The organism is Mesobacillus sp. LC4 (genome assembly GCF_053543455.1).
The window spans coordinates 237,990-257,468 of the sequence record NZ_JBGCUB010000001.1 but is presented as its reverse complement, the minus strand read 5'-3'; the positions used below and the strand labels follow the sequence as shown (position 1 = coordinate 257,468).

Annotated in this window: 20 protein-coding genes and 1 other annotated feature; of the genes, 2 read left to right on the top strand and 18 right to left on the bottom strand. The window is 43.6% G+C overall.

The features are described from left to right. Positions 1 to 31: 31 nt before the first annotated feature. Positions 32 to 203 (bottom strand) — a binding site (T-box leader). A 110-nt stretch (positions 204 to 313) separates the two neighbouring features. From recO to era, 3 genes are all read right to left on the bottom strand, one after another. Beyond that, positions 314 to 1,066, bottom strand: coding sequence for a DNA repair protein RecO (gene recO / locus AB5I83_RS01240; protein ID WP_448972251.1), 753 nt, complete (start codon positions 1,064 to 1,066; stop codon positions 314 to 316). Between the two features lie 31 nt (positions 1,067 to 1,097). Beyond that, positions 1,098 to 1,241: a YqzL family protein gene (locus AB5I83_RS01235; RefSeq protein ID WP_023627269.1), complete on the bottom strand. Its 144-nt coding sequence runs from the start codon at positions 1,239 to 1,241 to the stop codon at positions 1,098 to 1,100. 170 nt (positions 1,242 to 1,411) lie between these two features. Further along, on the bottom strand, positions 1,412 to 2,341 hold the full coding sequence (gene era, locus AB5I83_RS01230) for a GTPase Era (protein WP_167831597.1): 930 nt from the start codon (positions 2,339 to 2,341) through the stop codon (positions 1,412 to 1,414). A gap of 227 nt (positions 2,342 to 2,568) precedes the next feature. Here era and AB5I83_RS01225 point away from each other — a divergent pair, with 227 nt between their 5' ends. Next, complete coding sequence (locus AB5I83_RS01225) at positions 2,569 to 2,775, top strand: hypothetical protein (protein WP_448972249.1); 207 nt, start codon at positions 2,569 to 2,571, stop codon at positions 2,773 to 2,775. Positions 2,776 to 3,136: 361 nt separating this feature from the next. Here the strand turns inward: AB5I83_RS01225 and AB5I83_RS01220 are convergent, their stop codons facing one another. The 11 genes from AB5I83_RS01220 to rpsU all read right to left on the bottom strand — a co-directional run bounded on the left by AB5I83_RS01220 (position 3,137) and on the right by rpsU (position 13,495). After that, positions 3,137 to 3,517 carry a diacylglycerol kinase family protein gene (locus AB5I83_RS01220; RefSeq protein WP_448972247.1) on the bottom strand — a complete coding sequence of 127 codons (381 nt, stop codon included), beginning with the start codon at positions 3,515 to 3,517 and terminating at the stop codon, positions 3,137 to 3,139. Next, complete coding sequence (gene ybeY / locus AB5I83_RS01215) at positions 3,507 to 3,977, bottom strand: rRNA maturation RNase YbeY (protein WP_448972245.1); 471 nt, start codon at positions 3,975 to 3,977, stop codon at positions 3,507 to 3,509. The genes AB5I83_RS01220 and ybeY overlap by 11 nt, the downstream gene beginning before the upstream one ends. Continuing rightward, positions 3,974 to 6,157: an HD family phosphohydrolase gene (locus AB5I83_RS01210; protein ID WP_448972244.1), complete on the bottom strand. Its 2,184-nt coding sequence runs from the start codon at positions 6,155 to 6,157 to the stop codon at positions 3,974 to 3,976. The genes ybeY and AB5I83_RS01210 overlap by 4 nt, the downstream gene beginning before the upstream one ends. 626 nt (positions 6,158 to 6,783) lie before the next feature. Continuing rightward, positions 6,784 to 7,743 carry a PhoH family protein gene (locus AB5I83_RS01205; RefSeq protein WP_448972242.1) on the bottom strand — a complete coding sequence of 320 codons (960 nt, stop codon included), beginning with the start codon at positions 7,741 to 7,743 and terminating at the stop codon, positions 6,784 to 6,786. Next, positions 7,694 to 8,932, bottom strand: coding sequence for a sporulation protein YqfD (gene yqfD / locus AB5I83_RS01200; protein ID WP_448972240.1), 1,239 nt, complete (start codon positions 8,930 to 8,932; stop codon positions 7,694 to 7,696). The genes AB5I83_RS01205 and yqfD overlap by 50 nt, the downstream gene beginning before the upstream one ends. Before the next feature lie 15 nt (positions 8,933 to 8,947). After that, positions 8,948 to 9,232, bottom strand: a complete 285-nt coding sequence (yqfC, locus tag AB5I83_RS01195; RefSeq protein WP_167831603.1) for a sporulation protein YqfC — start codon at positions 9,230 to 9,232, stop codon at positions 8,948 to 8,950. A gap of 117 nt (positions 9,233 to 9,349) precedes the next feature. Then, a complete protein-coding gene (locus tag AB5I83_RS01190) occupies positions 9,350 to 9,922 on the bottom strand; it encodes a hypothetical protein (protein ID WP_448972238.1) in 573 nt (190 codons plus the stop codon). 34 nt (positions 9,923 to 9,956) lie between these two features. After that, complete coding sequence (gene floA, locus AB5I83_RS01185; RefSeq protein WP_167831605.1) at positions 9,957 to 10,952, bottom strand: flotillin-like protein FloA; 996 nt, start codon at positions 10,950 to 10,952, stop codon at positions 9,957 to 9,959. A 133-nt stretch (positions 10,953 to 11,085) separates the two neighbouring features. Further along, the gene (locus AB5I83_RS01180) at positions 11,086 to 12,399 is read right to left on the bottom strand and encodes an NfeD family protein (protein ID WP_448973850.1); all 1,314 of its coding nucleotides are present in this window, start codon (positions 12,397 to 12,399) and stop codon (positions 11,086 to 11,088) included. 459 nt (positions 12,400 to 12,858) lie between these two features. Further along, positions 12,859 to 13,305, bottom strand: a complete 447-nt coding sequence (locus AB5I83_RS01175) for a GatB/YqeY domain-containing protein (protein WP_226646731.1) — start codon at positions 13,303 to 13,305, stop codon at positions 12,859 to 12,861. 16 nt (positions 13,306 to 13,321) lie between these two features. Continuing rightward, positions 13,322 to 13,495, bottom strand: coding sequence for a 30S ribosomal protein S21 (rpsU, locus tag AB5I83_RS01170; protein WP_015595024.1), 174 nt, complete (start codon positions 13,493 to 13,495; stop codon positions 13,322 to 13,324). Positions 13,496 to 13,705: 210 nt separating this feature from the next. Between rpsU and AB5I83_RS01165 the strand changes: the two genes are divergently transcribed. Then, positions 13,706 to 14,638, top strand: coding sequence for a Na/Pi symporter (locus AB5I83_RS01165; protein WP_448972236.1), 933 nt, complete (start codon positions 13,706 to 13,708; stop codon positions 14,636 to 14,638). A 193-nt stretch (positions 14,639 to 14,831) separates the two neighbouring features. Here AB5I83_RS01165 and mtaB read toward each other — a convergent pair whose 3' ends face one another. The 4 genes from mtaB to dnaJ all read right to left on the bottom strand — a co-directional run bounded on the left by mtaB (position 14,832) and on the right by dnaJ (position 19,177). Then, positions 14,832 to 16,184 carry a tRNA (N(6)-L-threonylcarbamoyladenosine(37)-C(2))-methylthiotransferase MtaB gene (mtaB, locus tag AB5I83_RS01160; protein ID WP_448972234.1) on the bottom strand — a complete coding sequence of 451 codons (1,353 nt, stop codon included), beginning with the start codon at positions 16,182 to 16,184 and terminating at the stop codon, positions 14,832 to 14,834. Positions 16,185 to 16,189: 5 nt separating this feature from the next. Then, positions 16,190 to 16,939 (bottom strand): 16S rRNA (uracil(1498)-N(3))-methyltransferase, encoded by a 750-nt coding sequence (locus tag AB5I83_RS01155; RefSeq protein ID WP_448973848.1) that lies wholly within the window; start codon positions 16,937 to 16,939, stop codon positions 16,190 to 16,192. Between the two features lie 152 nt (positions 16,940 to 17,091). Continuing rightward, on the bottom strand, positions 17,092 to 18,030 hold the full coding sequence (gene prmA / locus AB5I83_RS01150; protein WP_167831610.1) for a 50S ribosomal protein L11 methyltransferase: 939 nt from the start codon (positions 18,028 to 18,030) through the stop codon (positions 17,092 to 17,094). A 19-nt stretch (positions 18,031 to 18,049) separates the two neighbouring features. Further along, a complete protein-coding gene (dnaJ, locus tag AB5I83_RS01145; RefSeq protein WP_448972232.1) occupies positions 18,050 to 19,177 on the bottom strand; it encodes a molecular chaperone DnaJ in 1,128 nt (375 codons plus the stop codon). Positions 19,178 to 19,479 lie beyond the last annotated feature (302 nt).

Here is a 19,479-nt window from a genome sequence, read left to right as displayed (position 1 = left end):
AAACTCTCGCCCCCTATGCATCTAATTCATGCATAGGGACGAGAGTTTACCCGCGGTTCCACCCTATTTGCTGCAAAGAGCAGCCTCTTTAAATTCGATGTCGCTCCGGAACGCCTTCCTTAATTTCTGCAATCCGGCTCACACCATACCCGGACTCGCTAATACAGAGGGATTTAAGTACTATTTTCCTTCACCGCAACATATGTAATTATGATGAAATCTTTTCCTTGTACGATGGCTTACAATGATCCATCGGCAAATAAGAAAAGCTTTTGATTTGAATGATAGCGAAAAGAGAATGCAATGTCAATAGTTACAGTTGGTCCCTGAAAGAATCCATTTGATCGAGGAATTTCCTTGTTTTTAAATACAGTCCAGAATATTCATCGTAATATGCCGAAATAACCTTTTTCAGCTCAAGCTTCGTTTCTGGCTTAACTGATATATTGCCAAGACGGCTTAAATCCAGCAAGTAAAATAAGCGGAGCAGCCTTACAGTACCTGGCGTGGTCTTGATCCTGTATGGATCCATTTCAAAACAGCGATGGCACAGCAGACCGCCCTCCCTGATTGAAAAATTGAACTCACCCTCTGTATTGCCACAATTTGCACACTTGTCCAGAATAGGATAGAGTCCCTGGACATTCAGCATTTTCATTTCATAAATAAAAGTGAGAATTTCCATATCATAGCCTTCATTCATGAAATTCAGCGTCTGAAGAAGCAATTCGAACAGAAATGGGTTGGATTTCTTTTCATCCGTCACTTTATCAGTCAAATCGACAATATAGCTGGCATGCGCAGTAAGGAAAATATCCTCCCGGATCGATCTCATTGATGAAATCATTTCCCCCTGCTGCAGACTGCCCAGACCTGAACTTGCCTGAAAAAGAAACTGTCCGTAAGTAAAAAGTTGGGTGACAGCAGAAAGCCTACTATTAGGCTTTTTAGCACCTCTTGCCATCACACCAACTTTACCAAATTCCCTTGTATATAAGGTAACTATTTTATTGTTCTCGCCATAACTTGTCGTTCTAATGACAATGCCTTCACATTTCTGCAGCATTTTTTGTCACCATCCATTACTACAGACAAACCTATGAGATTGGAAAATCAATTTCTGCTAGTTCTTCCTCCTGATAACCGGGTATTTCTTGATCGTCTTTCTCTAATTCCTTAAAGAGAAGATATGTGTCAATGTTACCTGTCTGCGAAAACACCTTCCAGGTAAAATCCAACATCGAAAACCCCACCTTTCGTTTTTTCACTAGCAATTTATCTATCCCAAATCCTTATGAATATCATAGCCTGTCAATCAGATTTTCATGTCACGTAAAAATTGTAAATCCTATTAATGAATAATATTTGCGGACCGTTAATATGTTAATGAGGGAGCATTCGCCAAACAGGCTTAATACTCATCTTCCCTGAATCCGAAGTCACGAAGCTGTGTAGCTTTGTTTCTCCAATCCTTCTGCACCTTTACCCACAATTCCAGAAACACTTTCGTACCGAGCAGATTCTCGATATCATGACGTGCCCTTTTACCGATTTCCTTCAGCATACCGCCCTGCTTGCCAATGATGATTCCCTTCTGGGAGTCCCTTTCAACAATAATAGTTGCCATGACATGCACCATTTCCTTTTCCGGCTGGCGTTCCATTTTTTCAATGACAACAGCAAGCGAATGAGGAATTTCTTCCCTTGTCAAATGCAGTGCTTTTTCCCTGATCAATTCAGAAACAATGAAACGTTCAGGATGGTCCGTTACCTGGTCAGCGGGATAGAACTGTGGCCCTTCCGGCATTCTCACCTTGATTTGCTCGAGAAGCTTTTCGACATTGTTTCCTTCAAGAGCAGATATCGGAACAATTTCAGCAAAATTGAACTTTTCATTGTAGGACTCAATTAGTTTGATTAGCTCATCAGGATGGATCAGGTCGATTTTATTGATGACAAGGAAAACGGGTGTTTTTACATTCTGAAGTTTCTCAATGATAAATTCTTCACCGCGTCCATATCCTTCCTGGGCATTGACCATGAACAATACCAGATCCACTTCTTTCAATGTGTTTTGTGCTACCTTCATCATGAAATCGCCAAGACGATGCTTTGGTTTATGGATTCCTGGTGTGTCTATGAATATCAACTGTGAATCATCAAGCGTAAGGACACCCTGCACCTTATTTCGGGTCGTTTGCGGTTTATCGCTCATGATCGCAATCTTTTGCCCGATCACCCTGTTAAGAAAGGTCGACTTTCCTACATTAGGTCTTCCGATAATGGAAATGAAGCCTGATTTGTGAGATTTGTTGTTACTGCCTTGATTATTAAAATTCATACTGTATTTCCCTTCTCCACTTTATTTTAACTTATTTTCAGTGTGATTTCATCGTTTGTAGCAAAAATGAAATATAAAATTTTAAATTTTCTAAAAACATACAAGCATTGTTTTTACACTGTGATGATATTTTACTTAAGTTTTTCCCTGTTTTCAAATTTGTTCAAACATGATAAGAAAAGCGCAAGCGCCTAGGTCAGCCCCGACAAGCGTTGGAGGGCCGACCAGTGAAGTCGTTCTTTGACTTCATTGGGCGGACCGAACTCGAAAAGTATAGCCGACTGTCCAGAAACGCAGAAACTGGAGACTCCGACAAAGAAGCGCTTTTTGCTTCTGCCGGCGGAGTTGAAGTTTCGGAGTTTCTAGGCGGCGACACTAGACAATTCGAAAAGCGGAGGCGACTGCCCAACTCCGACAAGCGTTGGAGGGCCTGACAGTGAAGTCGCTCTTTGACTTCATTGACAGGACCGAAACGTCTCGAGGAGTTAGGAGCCGCAGCTAGACAAACGTCTCGAGGGGCTAGGCGCTGGAGCTGGACAATAAGAAAAGCGCAAGCGCCTTGGTCAGCCCCGACAAGCGTTGGAGGGCCGACCAGTGAAGTCGTTCTTTGACTTCATTGGGCGGACCGAAACGTCTCGAGGGGCTAGGCGCTGGAGCTGGACAATTCTCGAAGTTGAAATGATATAAAGTCTAATATGGTTAAAAAAACATCAAAAAACTTTTGTTGAGATCGCCAGGGCAAATCGTATTTTTCATAGGACTATCATGATAAAAAAAGTTGCCCTAAACGGACAACTAATTAAACCATGCTAATAATCTTGGCAGAAAAATAAGAATTCCAATCATGACACTTGCAAGCGCAAAAACCAGGACGGCACCGGCAGCGATATCTTTGGCCTGCTTGGCAAGCGGGTGATATTCTTTCGTATACATATCAACCGTTCTTTCTATTGCCGTATTCATCATTTCCATCGAGATCATGCCGCCAATGGATAATATGATGGCAATCCATTCGAACTTGTTAATCGAAAAAACAAATCCCGCTATAATGACCAAAACGGAGATCGTTATGTGGATTCGGACATTTCGTTCTTTTGCTGCCGCTTCTGCGATTCCCTCGAAACCAAATTTGAAGGAGGAAGCAAGTGTATGCTTCCTCTGTTTATCAGCGGCCAAGCCCAAACCCATCCAGGATTTCTTTTTGTCTGTCAAACATCTGTTTTTCATCCTGTTCATTCATATGGTCATAGCCTAATAAATGCAGGAGGCCATGGACCGCAAGGAAGCCAAGTTCCCGCATGAATGGATGGTTATATTCTTCCGCCTGTTCCCTAGCTTTTGGAATGGAAATAATGATGTCACCCAGGATCCTTGGCATATCCACTCCCACAATCTCCAACTCTCCTTCACCCATTTCCTCAAGAGCAAATGAAATGACATCTGTCGGCCGATCCTTGTCACGGTATTCACGGTTGATTTCCTGAATTCTGTCATTCGACACGAATGTTACGGAAAGTTCACTGCCCTCCTGGACATTCTCCTTCTCTGCCGCATAATTCAATAATTTTTCTATTTCATTTATTTCCTGATCAGATAATTCATTTACTTCATCCAAAAAATCGATTTCTAAACTCATGCCTGCTTCACCTTCTGCTTATTCATTTCTGGATATTCAATTCTAGAATGGAAGATTCCCTTTAGTGTTTCACAAAGCGTATCAGCGACGGTATCCAGCTCTTTCAAGGTGATATCACATTCACCCAGCTGGCCATCCTGCAACCGGTCCCCAATAATATTGTGTACAAGCGTTTCAATTTGCTCATGTGTCGGGTGCGCCATTGATCTCACTGCAGCCTCCACACTATCCGCAATCCCAATGACTGCAGATTCTTTTGTTTGCGGCTTCGGTCCTGGATAACGGAAATCCTCTTCTTTCACCTCATGCCCGCCTTGCTTCGCCTTATGATAAAAATATTTTAACAAAGTTGTACCATGATGCTGTTCTGCGATATCAATGATCTCTTTTGGCATCCTGTGCTTACGAAGCATCTCAGCTCCGTCAGTAGCATGGGCGATAATGATATTTTTGCTTGTCAAAGCCGGCAATTTATCGTGTGGATTATCCATATTAATCTGGTTTTCAATAAAGAATTGCGGGCGTTTCGTCTTTCCGATGTCATGATAATAGCATCCGACCCTGGCCAGAAGCCCGTTCGCTCCTATTGCCTCACAAGCCGCCTCTGATAAGTTGGCAACCATGACACTGTGATGGTAAGTACCCGGAGCTTCTGTGAGAATTTTTCTTAAGAGCGGGTGGTTCGGATTGGAAAGCTCGATCAGCCTTAATGTTGACAGAATGCCAAACCCTGCTTCGAAGAATGGGAGCAAACCGATTGTCAAAACAGCCGAAACGATTCCGGAAACAAATGCAGCAGTAAAATAAAAACCGTATTCCAGACCAGAATACTGGCTGTTCCTTAAAAACAAAATCGAAAGGATCACAACCAGATTAACCACCGATACAAACATTCCTGCCTGAAGGATTTTCGAACGACGATTTTGTTTCTGCAGAAATAAAATTGCCGTCAGGCCGCTGATTAAAATATAGATTCCGATGGTAACATTCAGCGTTCCAGTTATCCCCTCATTAAAGATGATTGATCCTGTTACGGCCAGGATTGCCATTTGAAACAAAGCCAGTCTTTCATTAATCAGCATCTTGATCAGCATTGCTCCCATTGCAGCCGGAAAAAGATAGCCAATCTCCGAGTACTCGAATTCATCAAATAGACTGACAAGCTTCATCAACAGAATGGAAGTAATGAATATGATGCTGAAAATCAAAAGATTCTTCTGCTTTTTATCCACGTTTTCCATTTCGTTAAAAATAACAAACAAGGAAAAAAGAATCAAAGCTACAAGCATAGCCAGCCCGATAAAAGGCTTATAGGAGTTTTCACTTTCTAACAGACCTACAAGCTGGAGCTTTTTATAGACATCCCTGCTGATGAGCTGGCCTTCATCGACAAGTATTTGACCTTCAAGGATCCTGACAGGTTCCACACTGTCCATAGCCTGCTGGCGCTGATCTTCAGTTGCTTCCGGATCGTAGAATTCATTCTGGACGACTGCATAGCGGCCAAGCTCAATCACAGCTTTTTTTAAACTGCTGCTTAAACTGGTATACTTCAATTCTTCCTCTACATTTAACTTCGCATTCTCCACCTCATCTGCTGGAACACTGTGCTTCATCGTATTATTAATTGCCGTAACCGTAAGGTCCTTGGCAACCAGCAATTCTTCCTTCGGTGCTTGAAGCAAAGCAATGAACACTTCGTCTGATAAACTTTTTGTTTCACTCTCAGTCAACTTCGTTTTTAACATAGCCAGTTTTTCTTCTTTTGAAGGACCTTCAGGAACAGGAGCATCTTCCACACCTGCTTCTTCAGCTGTTTTCTTCTTCTGGTTGATCTCTTCCTGCACTTCATTATTGACTTCTGAAACTGAGCCGAAAATGGAAGTGATTAAATCCACCCTGTTCTGAGCATATTCACTCTTGACTCTGTAAACATCATTGACTTGCTCGACAGCATCCCTGCGGTTCGCTTCCGTGCTTTCCTTATCCTCGATGGTAATAGGCGACCTGATGGTTTTCTCCGCCACAGAGAATAACTCCAAATTAAGCTTTTCAGGTTTTACATTGCTGTACATCGCTGAATACATCACAACACCAATCAGCAAAAATAACAAAACCCTGAAAATCTTTATATTCAACAAATTCAATATGGCAGTTAACTGGACCTGCAGCTTTTCCATATACAGCCCTCCTATAAGAAAAGCGTAAGCGCCTTGACCAGTACCGACAAGCGCTGGAGGGCCGACCGGTGAAGTCGTTCTTTGACTTCATCGGGCGGACCGAAGCGACTCGAGGGACTAGGCGCTGAAGCTAGACATTAATCTTAGTTCAAAAAGTTCATACATTTATAAAGCGAAAAGCGTAAGCGCCTTGACCAGTCCCGACAAGCGTTGGAGGGCCGACCATTGAAGTTGCTCTTTGACTTCATTGGGCGGACCGATACGACTCGAGGGGCTAGGCGCTGGAGCTAGACATTAATCTAAGTGCAAAATTCCCTTTATAAAGGAACAGGCGTAAGCGCCTTGACCAATCCCGCCTTTGACTTTTTTTCAGGACAGAGTCGAGGGCCTATGCAACTAACCTAGACACTTCTCAATGGGAAATATAGACTTTCTTAAATAAAACCATAGGAACAAGTTTGAGAATAACTGGGAAATAGACTAACTTTATGTTCCATCATATCAGTTTTCCCTGGAATTTTCACCACTATTTGAGATTACGTCTGTCAATATCAGTTCTAGAACCGTTTTACCCTCAATAATTGCAAAAATCCGCCCTCGTTTTATCAAGAGCGGACTTAGATGGTTTATTCGTTTTTACCATATGCCTCGATGATCCTGCCGACAAGTGGATGTCTTACTACATCAGCCTGTTCAAGATGAACAAAGGATATTCCAGAGACATTCATCAGTACTTTTTCTGCTTCAACCAAACCTGATTTAGCACCCTTTGGCAAATCAATTTGTGAGGTGTCCCCAGTAATGATCATTTTAGATCCGAATCCCAGTCGAGTCAGGAACATCTTCATCTGGGCTTGAGTCGTATTCTGTGCCTCATCCAGGATCACAAATGCATCATCGAGTGTTCTTCCTCTCATATAGGCAAGAGGCGCAATTTCAATTGTACCTCTTTCAATCAGGCGCGTTGTATGTTCCGTACCAAGAATATCGTGAAGGGCATCATATAATGGGCGAAGATAAGGATCAACCTTCTCCTTCAAGTCTCCCGGAAGGAAGCCAAGGCTTTCTCCTGCTTCTACAGCCGGCCTGGTCAGGATGATTTTGGACACTGTCCCATTTTTAAGCGCTGTGACTGCCATTACGACCGCAAGATACGTCTTACCAGTACCAGCCGGCCCAATGCCGAAAACCAAGTCCCGGCTCTTGATTGCATTCACATAATGCCTTTGGCCAAGAGTCTTGACCCTGATCGATTTACCCTTAACGTTCTTACTGATTTCTTCATCATATAAATCCTTGAAATATTCCAGAGTTCCCTTTTCAGCCATTTGAATTGCGTAAACAGCTTCTCTTTGACTGATGCTGATCCCTTTGCGGATCACAGCGAGCAGATTTTGCAAAACAGCCTGTGCCATTTCCACTTTGTCCTCTGGTCCAGAGATACCTACTGACTCTCCCCTGGTCACAATCGAGACACCAAGCTCCTGCTCAATCAGTTTAAGGTTCATATCTGCATTGCCAAATAATGAAATGGCTTCAGTTGGGTTCGCTAGTTGTATTTCCATCGTTTTTAAGTCTTCTGTCATTCTCAGTCTCCTTGATAATTGGTTGTCCTTCTGCTATATCTTCAATGATTGTAAAATGTGTTGTTAGCTTTACTTTATCATTCTCAATTGACTGATGTAAAATTTTTTCCCCTTTAATGATAGCATTTTCAGGAAGGTAGTTTTTTATATCCTTTCTCGCCAAATCTTTTGCACTTTCGATTGCTTCTTCCTTCGAATATATGCGAGTTACCTGCTCCCTCTCCCTGAGGGTCTTTTTTCCCACCTTTAAAGGGAGTTCCCATCTAAAGAATTTCACCGGCTGTTCACTCACTTCGGTTTCATATTCACTGAACTCAGGTTTGCCGAAACCCCATACAGGCAAAGCCTTACCCGCGACTATAATTGAATATTTCTTTTTTTCATTTCCGTTATAAACCTGAAAGGTGCTCTTCAACGGCAATTCCACCTTTGTTGTATACCAGGTCTCACCAAGAATTTTCCCTTCAGCGGCAACTACCTTCAAATCATCTTCTTTACCATAAAGACCGGAAACAAGAAGTTGGCCAGGCTTAACATAATCATTCACTTCAACAACAGGTTCCCCTTTTTCGACAAAGATCTTGTAGATGGCTGCCTTTCGTTTTGCGACCAGGTGCCTCGGCCCTATGGCTTCTGCTTTTTTCGGTTCGCTTTTTTCCACAGCCTGAAAATGATAGGTCGTCCCTTTCAACTCCACACCGATCCAAGTAAGGGCCCCTACTTTATCTGTCAGCTCCTTCTGGATGCTTTCCACACTATCTAAAGAAAACTGCAATTTGCCGACGCCAATCCCCAGTCTGTCCAGTTCCTTGCGAATCTGATGTTCAGTCGCAGGGCTCGCTCCTTTTATCTCGATGCCCCAAACCATATTTGACAGGAGGATCATCAAAGCTAAAAATAAAAATGCACCGGCCAAAAAACCACTGTTTGTCCATAATTTCCTTAAAAAGAAAGGGCCGCCTGCCCTCTCTAAAAAACGGATTTTACAGTTGCTGTCCCTTGCCGGAATCCTGAGTTTTTTCACATCCTGAAGATTGACATAAAAGGTGACAGCCTCAGATCCATGTTTTTTCACATTCCATATCGAAACACCATTTCGTGTCAGCTGATTTAAAAATCTTTCTATTCCCTTTCCTGTCAATTTCACTTTAACTGTGCCAGAAAAGGTGTGGATCCATTGGTTTTTCATTATGCTCCCCCTTAATCAATCATTTATATAAATAACCTGATCTATTTTTCCTTCGAGCAAAATTTCCTCAGGCAATATTGTCTTGATCACAAATGCCTTTCCCTTGACGAGAAGCTGGCCCCCTTTTATCATCAGGCGCACTTCTCCATCCGAAAACGCAAGCAGACCCCGGTGATTTTCTATATAAATATGGACTTGCCCAATCATCGTGATTCTAGGGAGATCCATCATGACATCTTGAGGAAGATCCATCTTTTGTGTCATCCATTTTCGTACGTACTGGCCCCATTTTTTTGCCATAAAAAAAGAACCCCCTTTCATCTCATATGTATGAGAAAAAAGGAGGTTCTAGCACTATTTTTAACTTTATGGCTGCGCATTCTTCCAAGACTGCAGGATGGCAGGCAAATCCTTTGCCTAATTTCTCCTGACCGGGTTGTACGGCCTTTTTGCCCTTGGCTTGCCAAGGACTTCAGCCCAAATTATTCCCTCTACCAGCGTGTCCCTGTCTGGCTGGATGACCACCTCTGATACTTTTTGGTCTCTCTTTTGATTCAATCGACCTGACGATTCACCAGCAGACATCCTGCCTTTACTGGATCTCTCTTTGTTGGTAAGATCCTCTGCCTGAAGCTTTCTCTCTAGATAAACCTGCTGGAGATCATTAATGATTTCAACACCAGTTTCACCAGAATTGCGCTTTCCAGATTCGCGGCTTCGTTCGGTTTCCCTGCGAGAATCCTGACGAGGCTCATAATCTTTTTCGACTGGAGGCGCAGGCTCAACCCTTGCCTCTGCCGGCTGTCTCCTGGCAGGCGCAGGACGAGGCTGCCTTACTGGTCCAGGCTGTTGCATCGGACCAGGCGGCCTGACCGGACGGCGCTGTGGCTGCTGACCATCCGTCTTCTTTTTGTTAAAAAGACTGGAGATGACCCCGATCAAAATAAACAGGGCTATAGGATTGCTGAACAATTCAAATAAAAGTTCCATGAGCAGCCCCCCTTTCTTTTAACGGGTTCTTCCATCAATTATTATTTTTATCATCTTTTTTATTGTTTGTAAGCTTGCCAATAGAGCCTCTCATATCTGTATCTGCTTCGATATTCTGGATATTCATATAATCCATTACACCGATGTTGCCTTCACGAAGCGCTTCTGCCATTGCCAATGGTACAGTTGCTTCCGCCTCGACAACTTTCGCTCTCATTTCCTCTACGCGCGCTTTCATTTCCTGTTCTTGTGCTACAGCCATTGCGCGACGCTCTTCAGCTTTCGCCTGGGCAATCTTCTTATCGGCTTCTGCCTGCTCTGTCTGAAGCTCGGCACCGATGTTCTTGCCGATATCAACGTCCGCGATATCGATCGATAGAATTTCAAACGCCGTCCCCGCATCAAGACCTTTTGATAGGACTGTTTGCGAAATCATATCAGGATTTTCCAACACTTTTTTGTGGTTATCAGAAGAACCGATCGTCGATACAATACCCTCGCCTACACGGGCAACGATTGTCTCTTCACCAGCACCCCCGACAAGACGGTCGATGTTCGCTCTAACTGTAATCCTGGCTTTCGCCTTTACTTCGATCCCATCCATGGCCACACCAGCGATGAATGGCGTTTCAATTACTTTTGGATTTACACTCATTTGTACGGCTTCCAGTACATCACGGCCAGCAAGGTCAATCGCTGCCGCTCTTTCGAATGACAGCTCAATATTCGCACGGTGCGCTGCAATCAGGGCATTTACTACCCTGTCAACATTACCTCCCGCAAGATAGTGACTTTCAAGCTGGTTCGTCGTTACATTTAAACCTGCCTTGTGCGCCTTGATCATCGGATTGATGACCCTGCTTGGGATAACCCTTCTCAATCTCATACCAATCAGCGTGAAAATGCTGACCCTGACACCTGCTGCCAATGCTGAAATCCATAGCATTACCGGAACGAATGTCAGTAAAACACCAAGGAATATGATCCCAAGTGCAATGGCAACTAAAACAAATGCTGTACCTGCTTCCATATGAACTGCCTCCTAAAAATATTATTCCACAGTCTTTGAATCTCAAAGACCTCTGGTTTTTTTATCTCTACTTGTTGCTCCATTGATTCGTTGCGGCATGAGTACCCCATTGAACCCTTAATGAAAGAACAAATTAGATATCCGCAATTTCTCTAACTACAATCCTTGAGCCTTCGGTTTTGACAATCCTGACTCTCTTCCCCTTTGCTATAAAGCCACCTTCACTGACTGCATCTATGCGTTCATCCTCCACAACAATCGTTCCAGATGGCCTGAGGGGAGTCAATGTGACTCCTTCTACGCCTATCAATTCCAGGCGGTTTTTATTGGATACATAACCCTTTTCAGTGCTTGTTGAATCGGTCAGTATGATTCTTTTGAAAAATTTCATCTTTTTTCCAAACACCCTTATCATCAGAATAGATAAAACGATGGACGCAGTCAATGCGATCAGTAACGATATTCCCATATGGATCACATTGGCGGAGGCCATGAAAAAGCTCGCTATGATCGCTAATAAACCAATAGTTCCGGCTATCCCACCTGGTATGAAGAGCTCGAGCAAGATTAGCCCGACACCAAGTGCGAATAAAATCAATGTCTCGAAACCAGCGAGCCCAGCAACCATATGCCCATAGAAAAATAATAACAATGCTGATAAACCGGCAATACCCGGCAGACCAAATCCCGGAGAGTAAAGTTCAAGAACCAACCCAAGGCTGCCGACTGTCATCAGGATTGGAATCACTACAGGATGTGTAATGAATCTCGCTAGCTTTTCCGCGAAAGTCTCATTCACATTCTTGATTTCAGCATCCTCATAACCCAGTTTATTTAATAATTCGTTAAGATTTTTTACCGTTCCTTCCGAATAACCGACTTCAAGTGCCTGATCTGCCGTAAGAGTCAGAAGCTTACCCTTGCCTGCCCCGAGTTCAGGAAGATCAATGCTGTCATCAGCCATCGCCTGGGCATAGATCGGATCCCTTCCACTTTCAACGGCAGCCGCCTTCATGGCAGCGAACCAGTAAGATTCCGCTTTCTTTCCAGCAGTATTGCCCTGCTGGTCGATTATTGCAGCTGATCCCATAGTTGCCCCAGGAACCATATAAATCTCGTCTGTATTCAAGGAAATATAGGCACCGGCGGATAACGCTTTTTTATTGACGAAGGCAACAGTTTTCAAGTCAGTACCAGTCAACAGTTTGCCTATCCCATCAGCGGCATCAACGACTCCACCAGGTGTATGCACATCAAAAATGATTGCTTCCGCACCAGCCTCTTCCGCCTCCTCCACCGCTCTTTCCAGGAAGGCAAGCAGGCCCTTTTCGACTGTTTCTTCAATCGGCACCACATAGACTACTTTTTGATCAGCATCTGCAGTAAACGGATTGATCCAGCTGGCAAGTGACAAGAGGATGATGATGCTCGCAATCACTGATTTTATTTTCAATTCGGCACCTCCATTCATTAAAATAAGGCCATAGCGGTAATACGCATTTGAACACCAAAAGGTTTCAAAGATTTCCTACAGATTTTTAAATTATTTAACTTGAATTGAAATGTTCATTTTTGATGTTAAGATATTCCGCCAATCCTTTCATACCATGGATATTGAATGTTCAATTTAGCCCATTGTGGAGCTGGAGCACAAATGGGGCTCATAGAACCTTTTTCTATGACCTTTTTAGGAACTCGAGCCTCTGTTTGGGCTTATAGAATCTTTCTATGTGACCTTTTGCGGAGGCAGAGGCTCAAGTTCGCCATATAAATTCCAAACTGTGTAGAAATTACAAGAGAATACGCAACTTTGTATAGACAATTACATAGCAAAATTAATTATGTTAGGACAGCTTTTAGTATGCGCTAAAAAGGCCGCAAGAATATCCTGCGGCCTTCGAGCTTTTTATGAAAGGTGTTGTTGTACAAGTTTATTAACGAGAGATCCGTCTGCTTTACCTTTTACTTTAGGCATAAGGACAGCCATTACTCTACCCATATCGGCTTTCGATGCCGCACCGGTCTCCGCGATAGCTTCTTTGACGATTTCCGTCACTTCTTCTTCGCTAAGCTGCTGTGGCATGTAAATTTCGACATGCTTTAGTTCTGTTTGTATCTTTTCAACGAGGTCTTGACGACCAGCTTTTTCAAATTCCTGGAGGGAATCTTTGCGTTGTTTCACTTCACGAGAAAGTACAGTTAACTCTTCTTCTTCGGATAATTCCTGCTTGCCCTGCTTGATTGCTTCATTCTGCAGGGATGCTTTGACCATCCGAATCGTCGTGAGTCTGTCCTTTTCTTTGTTCCTCATCGCTTGTTTCATATCATTATTTAAACGCTCGAGCAGGCTCAAGTTATTCCACCCTCTCTTAGAACTTGCGTTTTCTAGCAGCTTCAGACTTTTTCTTACGCTTTACACTAGGTTTTTCGTAGAATTCGCGCTTTCTAGCTTCTTGGATAGTACCTGATTTAGATACAGTACGTTTGAAGCGTCGAAGAGCATCTTCAAGCGATTCGTTTTTACGAACGACAGTTTTAGACATTCTCTTTCCCTCCCTCCGAGCACAACACACTAACACCAAAACACATGGAAACCATGTACCTTGCAATTATAATATAACACTGGCAGGAGGTCAACTGTATTTAGCCCTTGTTTTTAGAATATGTACTTTTGCACAATAACATACTGTCTGCAAATTTTATTAGCATGTCCTGTCTGCCTCTTCATACATATAAATGGGAGGGGGAGTACGATGGTCTATCTATTATTTTTCCTATTATTCCTTGCCGTCTTCATCGGAGGAATGACATTGCTTCGAAAAGGCTTATTCGATTTATCCGCAAGCAGGATGAAGAATTGGCTGGCCCACATGACCGATACACCAATAAAAGGGCTGATTGCCGGAACCATCGTTACAGCCCTCCTGCACAGCAGTTCGGCTGTCATGGTCATCACGATCGGCTTGATTTCTGCAGGCCTGCTGAAGTTCTCGAATTCAATCGGTATCATTCTTGGCTCAAATATCGGGACAACCTTCACACTTGAAATCATCACGTTCAACATCGACGCCTTTATCGTGCCTTTTGCTGTCATCGGCGCTATCTTAATGGTAATGAGAAATAAAACCTGGCGGAATATTGGAGCCATTTCATTTGGGATTGCAGCTGTTTTTGCAGCAATGCGAGGCTTCACCTTCCTCGCTGATCCTGTGACCAGCCTTCCAATTGTCGATCACGCCCTCGCCAATTTGAACAATAGCCACTTAATAAGCATTTTTACAGGCATGGTTGTTACAGCTATGATCCAGTCCAGTACAGCGATGACTGGAATAATCATGGGGTTTCTGTCTGAAGGAACTTTAAGCATGGATTCAGCAGTAGCCTCGATGCTTGGTGCCAATATAGGGACATGCATTACCGCGATGCTGGCGTCGATTGGTGCTGGAAAAGAGGCCAGGCTAACAGCATTTGCCCATGTATGGCTGAATATCGCTGGGGCTGCAGTCTTCTATCCATTCATTGACCAAATTGCCTCATTGGCTGCCTTGACTGCCACAAGACCAGAAGTCCAGCTGGCGCATGTGAGTGTCATCTATAATATAATCGCTTCCTTGCTTGTACTGCCTGTCGCCGAGAAATTCGGCAGGATGATTGAATTCATTCACGGGAGGGAGAAACGTGTTTAGGTTTTGAAAACTCATTTGGACATCAAAAAATGAAATGTGGTCGATATATCTATTTTTTCGCCGATATATTCTAAAATGTGGTCGATATATTTATATTTCCGCCGATATATCTTAATCCTGGTCAATACCTATCTAAATGTACCCTTAAAAACATTAAAAGAGCTGGCATTTTTGCCAGCTCTTTCACAACTCTTTATATAACGGCGTGTTCAGCTACAGTTTCATCGTCCAGTACGCGGACGAATTGTCCTTCATTAAAAGGATAGCCTGCTTTTGCGATTTTGACCTTCACGATTTTTCCAATCATATCTTCGGTAACAGGGAAAACCACTTTCAAGTAGTTGTCTGTATAACCTACATATAGTCCGCTCTCTGGTTCTTCCTTGTAAATCTCTTCAGGGATGACTTCTAGCACTTCATTTTCAAACTGAGAAGCATATTCCTTAGCCAGCTGGTTGGAAAGCTCGATCAACCTGTGTACGCGTTCGTTTTTCACTTCTTCGTCCACCTGGTCTTCCATTCTTGCAGCAGGAGTACCTGTCCGTTTGGAATATGGGAAGACGTGCAGCTCTGAGAATTGATGTTTCTTGATGAAATTATAGGTTTCCATGAATTCTTCTTCCGTTTCACCAGGAAAACCAACAATGATATCAGATGTCACGGCAAGGCCTGGCAATACTTCCTTCAGTCGGTCAAGACGCTCTCCGAAAAATTCCATTGTGTATTTGCGGCGCATACGTTTTAAAACTGTGTCAGATCCGGATTGAAGCGGAATGTGCAAGTGACGGACGATGATATTCGATTGATCGATTACCTCGATCACTTCATCTGTAATTTGGCTTGCTTCAATAGAGGAAATGCGCAGGCGCTTTATGCCTTTTACTTGAGCCTCAAGATCCCTAAGAAGTGCTGCAAGGTTGTAATCCTTCATATCTTCACCATATCCGCCTGTATGGATACCGGTTAGGACGATTTCCTTGTAGCCTGCATCAACAAGCTGCTGCGCCTGGCGAATGACCTCTTGTGGATCACGGGATCTCATCAAACCGCGTGCCCATGGAATGATACAGAAAGTACAAAAGTTGTTGCAGCCTTCCTGGATTTTCAATGAAGCTCTTGTACGGTCTGTAAATGCCGGTACATCCAATTCCTCATAAACACGGTTCTTCATGATATTTCCTACAGCATTGATTGGCTGGCGCTCTTGCTTGTACTGTTCAATATACTCAAGCATTTTAACACGGTCCTGTGTTCCAACGACAATATCTACTCCAGGAATCGCCATGATTTCTGCAGGGGAGGTCTGCGCATAGCAGCCCGTAACACAAATAACAGCGTCCGGATTCTTACGCACAGCCCGGCGAATGACCTGGCGGCTCTTCTTGTCCCCTGTATTCGTTACCGTACAAGTGTTGATGACATAAACATCTGAGGTAGATTCAAATTCTACCCTCTCGTATCCTTGTTCCTTAAATAATTGCCAGATGGCTTCTGTTTCGTAGTGGTTAACCTTGCAACCTAGTGTATGAAAAGCAACTGTAGGCATTATCTTCACCTCAATAATTCAAAATGATAGGAAACAGCAGACAAGGCATATAGCGGTGCTGTTTCTGTACGCAAAATGCGCGGCCCGAGACCACAAACTAAAAATCCATTTTCACTTAATAGGACAACTTCCTCGGATGTAAGTCCTCCTTCAGGACCGAATACAATCAGGAGACTGTCTCCTTCCTGCAATTTCGCGAGAGTAGAAGAAAGGACCGACGCTTCGCCCTCCCTTGCCTCTTCCTCATAAGCAACCAGTTTATACGTATACTCATCGCTCAATTTAATTAATTCTTTGAGGCTGACAGGTTCCCTCACTGCTGGAACATGGCTGCGATGCGATTGCTCGGCAGCTTCCTTGGCAATCTTCTGCCAGCGTTCAACCTTTTTGGCAGCCTTCTTGCCGTCCCATTTAACAATTGAGCGGGATGCGGTAAAAGGGACAAATTCAAAGGCACCTAGTTCAGTACCCTTCTGGATAATCAATTCGAGCTTATCCCCTTTGGGCAGACCGCTCGCAATAACGACATGGACTGGAAGCTCGGTAGTCCCATCCTCCCATTTTACAACGTTTGCCACTACGATTTCATCGGTAATTTCTGCAATCTGGCAAACTGCGCTTTTTCCCATAGGCGTGACACAGATGATTTCATCCCCAGCCTTCATCCTCATGACACGTACAATATGATGATAATCGTCGCCGCTAATATTGAACTCTTCCATATTCGCTTGTTTTTCAATAAAATACCGCTGCACCATAGCACCTGCTTTCCTAAAAGCGCAAGCGCCTTGAGCCGTCCCGACAAGCTTCTAGAGGGCCAGGCACTGGAGCTAGACATCTAATAGATTGAATACATAACATTTAACAAGATAGAAAAAAGGGGATAAACCGTTCCCCTTTTTCTACATTATTTCTTTTTGCTGATGATCGCAACCCAGTCTTCCATAGATATTATCTCCTCTATTTCAAAGCCAGCATTGATCATTGCATCTTTGACAACTTCTTTCTTCTGTTGGATGATGCCAGAAGTGATGAAGTACCCGCCATTTTTCACGACCTTGCCTGCATCATCAGCAAAACGTAAAATCACTTCTGCCAGGATATTCGCTACGACAATATCTGCCCCTTCTTCAACACCGTCAAGAAGATTGTTTTGTGAAATGGTTGCCACATCGTGGACTTTGTTCAGTTTAAGGTTGAGTTTTGCCACCTGCACTGCTACATCATCCAGATCCATAGCTTCCACTTTTCCTGCCCCCAGCTTAGCTGCTGCAATACTAAGGACACCTGATCCTGTACCAACGTCCACGACACGGTCACCAGGCTGGACAGTTCTTTCCAGGGCCTGGATACACATGACAGTTGTCGGGTGCGTTCCTGTACCGAATGCCATTCCCGGGTCAAGCTCGATGATCAATTCATCTGTGTTGACTGGAGTATAATCCTCCCAAGTTGGAACGATCGTGAACTTCTCAGAGATTTTCACAGGGTTGTAGTATTTCTTCCAGGCAGTTGCCCACTCTTCCTCATTCACTTCACTGATTGATACCTTATTCATCCCGATATCGATATTGTAGATGATCAGGTTATTGATCGCTTCTTTTATCTCATCGACTGTTTCTCCAAGAAAACTATTTACCGGCAGATAAGCTTTTACGATAACTCCTTCTTCCGGATAATCATCTGGATTAAGCTGGTATATTTCCCCGAACTGGTCCTCTCTTTCCTTCTCAAGCTCCAGCGGATCTTCTATTACAACCCCGCTCGCGCCTGCTTCGTGCAGGATATTGGAAATCGGCTCAACCGCTTCATTTGTAGTTAAAATGCTGATTTCAGACCATTTCATTTATACCAACTCCATTCGATTAATCACCTTTAAAGGCACGTTTTACTTTGGAAAAAAAGCCTTCTTCCTGCTCTCCAAGAGGAGACTGACCGCTCACTTCGGCGAACTCACGGAGAAGCTGCTTTTGCTTTTCAGACAGTTTGGTTGGAGTCACGATACGGACAAGGACATGTTGGTCTCCTGTACCATACCCGCGGACGTTCGGTACCCCTTTTCCTTTCAAGCGGAACTTTGTACCTGTCTGTGTTCCAGCAGGAACTTTCAATTTCACTTTACCATGCAGTGTAGGGACTTCAACTTCATCACCAAGTGCTGCCTGGACAAAGGTAATCGGCATTTCACAGTATATATCATCGCCGTCACGCTCAAAAAATTCATGAGACCTGATGTGGAAGACAATATAAAGATCACCTGCAGGTCCACCATTGATACCGGCTTCTCCTTTTCCTGCCACTCTCAGCTGCTGGCCATCATCGACACCAGCTGGGATTTTAACATGTATCTTGTTCCTTCTTGTAACCTTTCCTGTTCCGGAACATGTCTTACATCTTTCTTTGATTTCTTTCCCTGTTCCATTACAGTGGTGACAAACTCTGCGGTTAACAATACGTCCAAATGGAGTGTTTTGTTCCACGCTGATCTGGCCGCTGCCATGACAGTGTTTACATGTATCCACTTTAGTTCCTGGTTTTGCTCCAGTTCCGTCACATGTATCACATTCTTCTTCACGAGGAATTTCGATGTCCGTTTCCTTGCCAAAAACAGCTTCCTCGAACTTCAAGGTCATTGTGTACTGGAGATCGGCACCCTGCCTTGGCGCGTTAGGATCACGGCGTCTGCCGCCACCGCCGCCAAAGAAAGAATTGAAAATGTCTTCGAAACCGCCAAAACCGCCTCCGAAGTCACCGCCGCCGCCAAATCCCTGGTTAGGGTCGACATGGCCGAACTGGTCATAGTGAGCGCGCTTTTGATCGTCACTTAATACCTCGTATGCTTCTTTAACTTCTTTGAATTTTTCATCTGCTCCCGGCTCTTTATTGATGTCCGGATGGAATTGCTTAGAAAGCTTGCGATAGGCTTTCTTTAATTCATCCTTCGTAGCCGATTTACTGACTCCGAGGACTTCATAGTAATCCCGTTTACTCATGATTACCACTCCCGAATCTTTTCACATAAAGATAATTCTAACATTCCCGTACATTCATACGCAATATTTAAAGTATCTGATATGCAGTATTTTGTGACTCTTTTTTATTTCATTAGTTTTGAAATATTAGACTGTTGATTTCCGTTCCAGGCGAATCAATCAACAGGTTTTTACCTAAACAACTTCTAAGATTTTATAGCAGTACTGTAGACATTAAAAAAGCCAAAGCCAAGTATGACCTGACTTTGACTTTTGGGATGGTTCTTTATACAGGGCTGTTGATTTTCGTTCCAGGCGCTTCG

Coding starts and splice junctions, on each gene's coding strand:
- yqfD (WP_448972240.1), bottom strand. CDS start 8,932: ATGAAAAACCAATGGATCCACACCTTTTCTGGCACAGTTAAAGTGAAA.
- yqfC (WP_167831603.1), bottom strand. CDS start 9,232: ATGGCAAAAAAATGGGGCCAGTACGTACGAAAATGGATGACACAAAAG.
- rpsU (WP_015595024.1), bottom strand. CDS start 13,495: ATGTCTAAAACTGTCGTTCGTAAAAACGAATCGCTTGAAGATGCTCTT.
- prmA (WP_167831610.1), bottom strand. CDS start 18,030: ATGAAATGGTCTGAAATCAGCATTTTAACTACAAATGAAGCGGTTGAG.
- AB5I83_RS01205 (WP_448972242.1), bottom strand. CDS start 7,743: ATGACAGAAGACTTAAAAACGATGGAAATACAACTAGCGAACCCAACT.
- mtaB (WP_448972234.1), bottom strand. CDS start 16,184: ATGCCTACAGTTGCTTTTCATACACTAGGTTGCAAGGTTAACCACTAC.
- dnaJ (WP_448972232.1), bottom strand. CDS start 19,177: ATGAGTAAACGGGATTACTATGAAGTCCTCGGAGTCAGTAAATCGGCT.
- floA (WP_167831605.1), bottom strand. CDS start 10,952: ATGGAAGCAGGTACAGCATTTGTTTTAGTTGCCATTGCACTTGGGATC.
- era (WP_167831597.1), bottom strand. CDS start 2,341: ATGAATTTTAATAATCAAGGCAGTAACAACAAATCTCACAAATCAGGC.
- AB5I83_RS01165 (WP_448972236.1), top strand. CDS start 13,706: ATGGTCTATCTATTATTTTTCCTATTATTCCTTGCCGTCTTCATCGGA.
- AB5I83_RS01210 (WP_448972244.1), bottom strand. CDS start 6,157: ATGGAAAAGCTGCAGGTCCAGTTAACTGCCATATTGAATTTGTTGAAT.
- AB5I83_RS01190 (WP_448972238.1), bottom strand. CDS start 9,922: ATGGAACTTTTATTTGAATTGTTCAGCAATCCTATAGCCCTGTTTATT.
- AB5I83_RS01235 (WP_023627269.1), bottom strand. CDS start 1,241: ATGTTGGATTTTACCTGGAAGGTGTTTTCGCAGACAGGTAACATTGAC.
- ybeY (WP_448972245.1), bottom strand. CDS start 3,977: ATGAGTTTAGAAATCGATTTTTTGGATGAAGTAAATGAATTATCTGAT.
- recO (WP_448972251.1), bottom strand. CDS start 1,066: ATGCTGCAGAAATGTGAAGGCATTGTCATTAGAACGACAAGTTATGGC.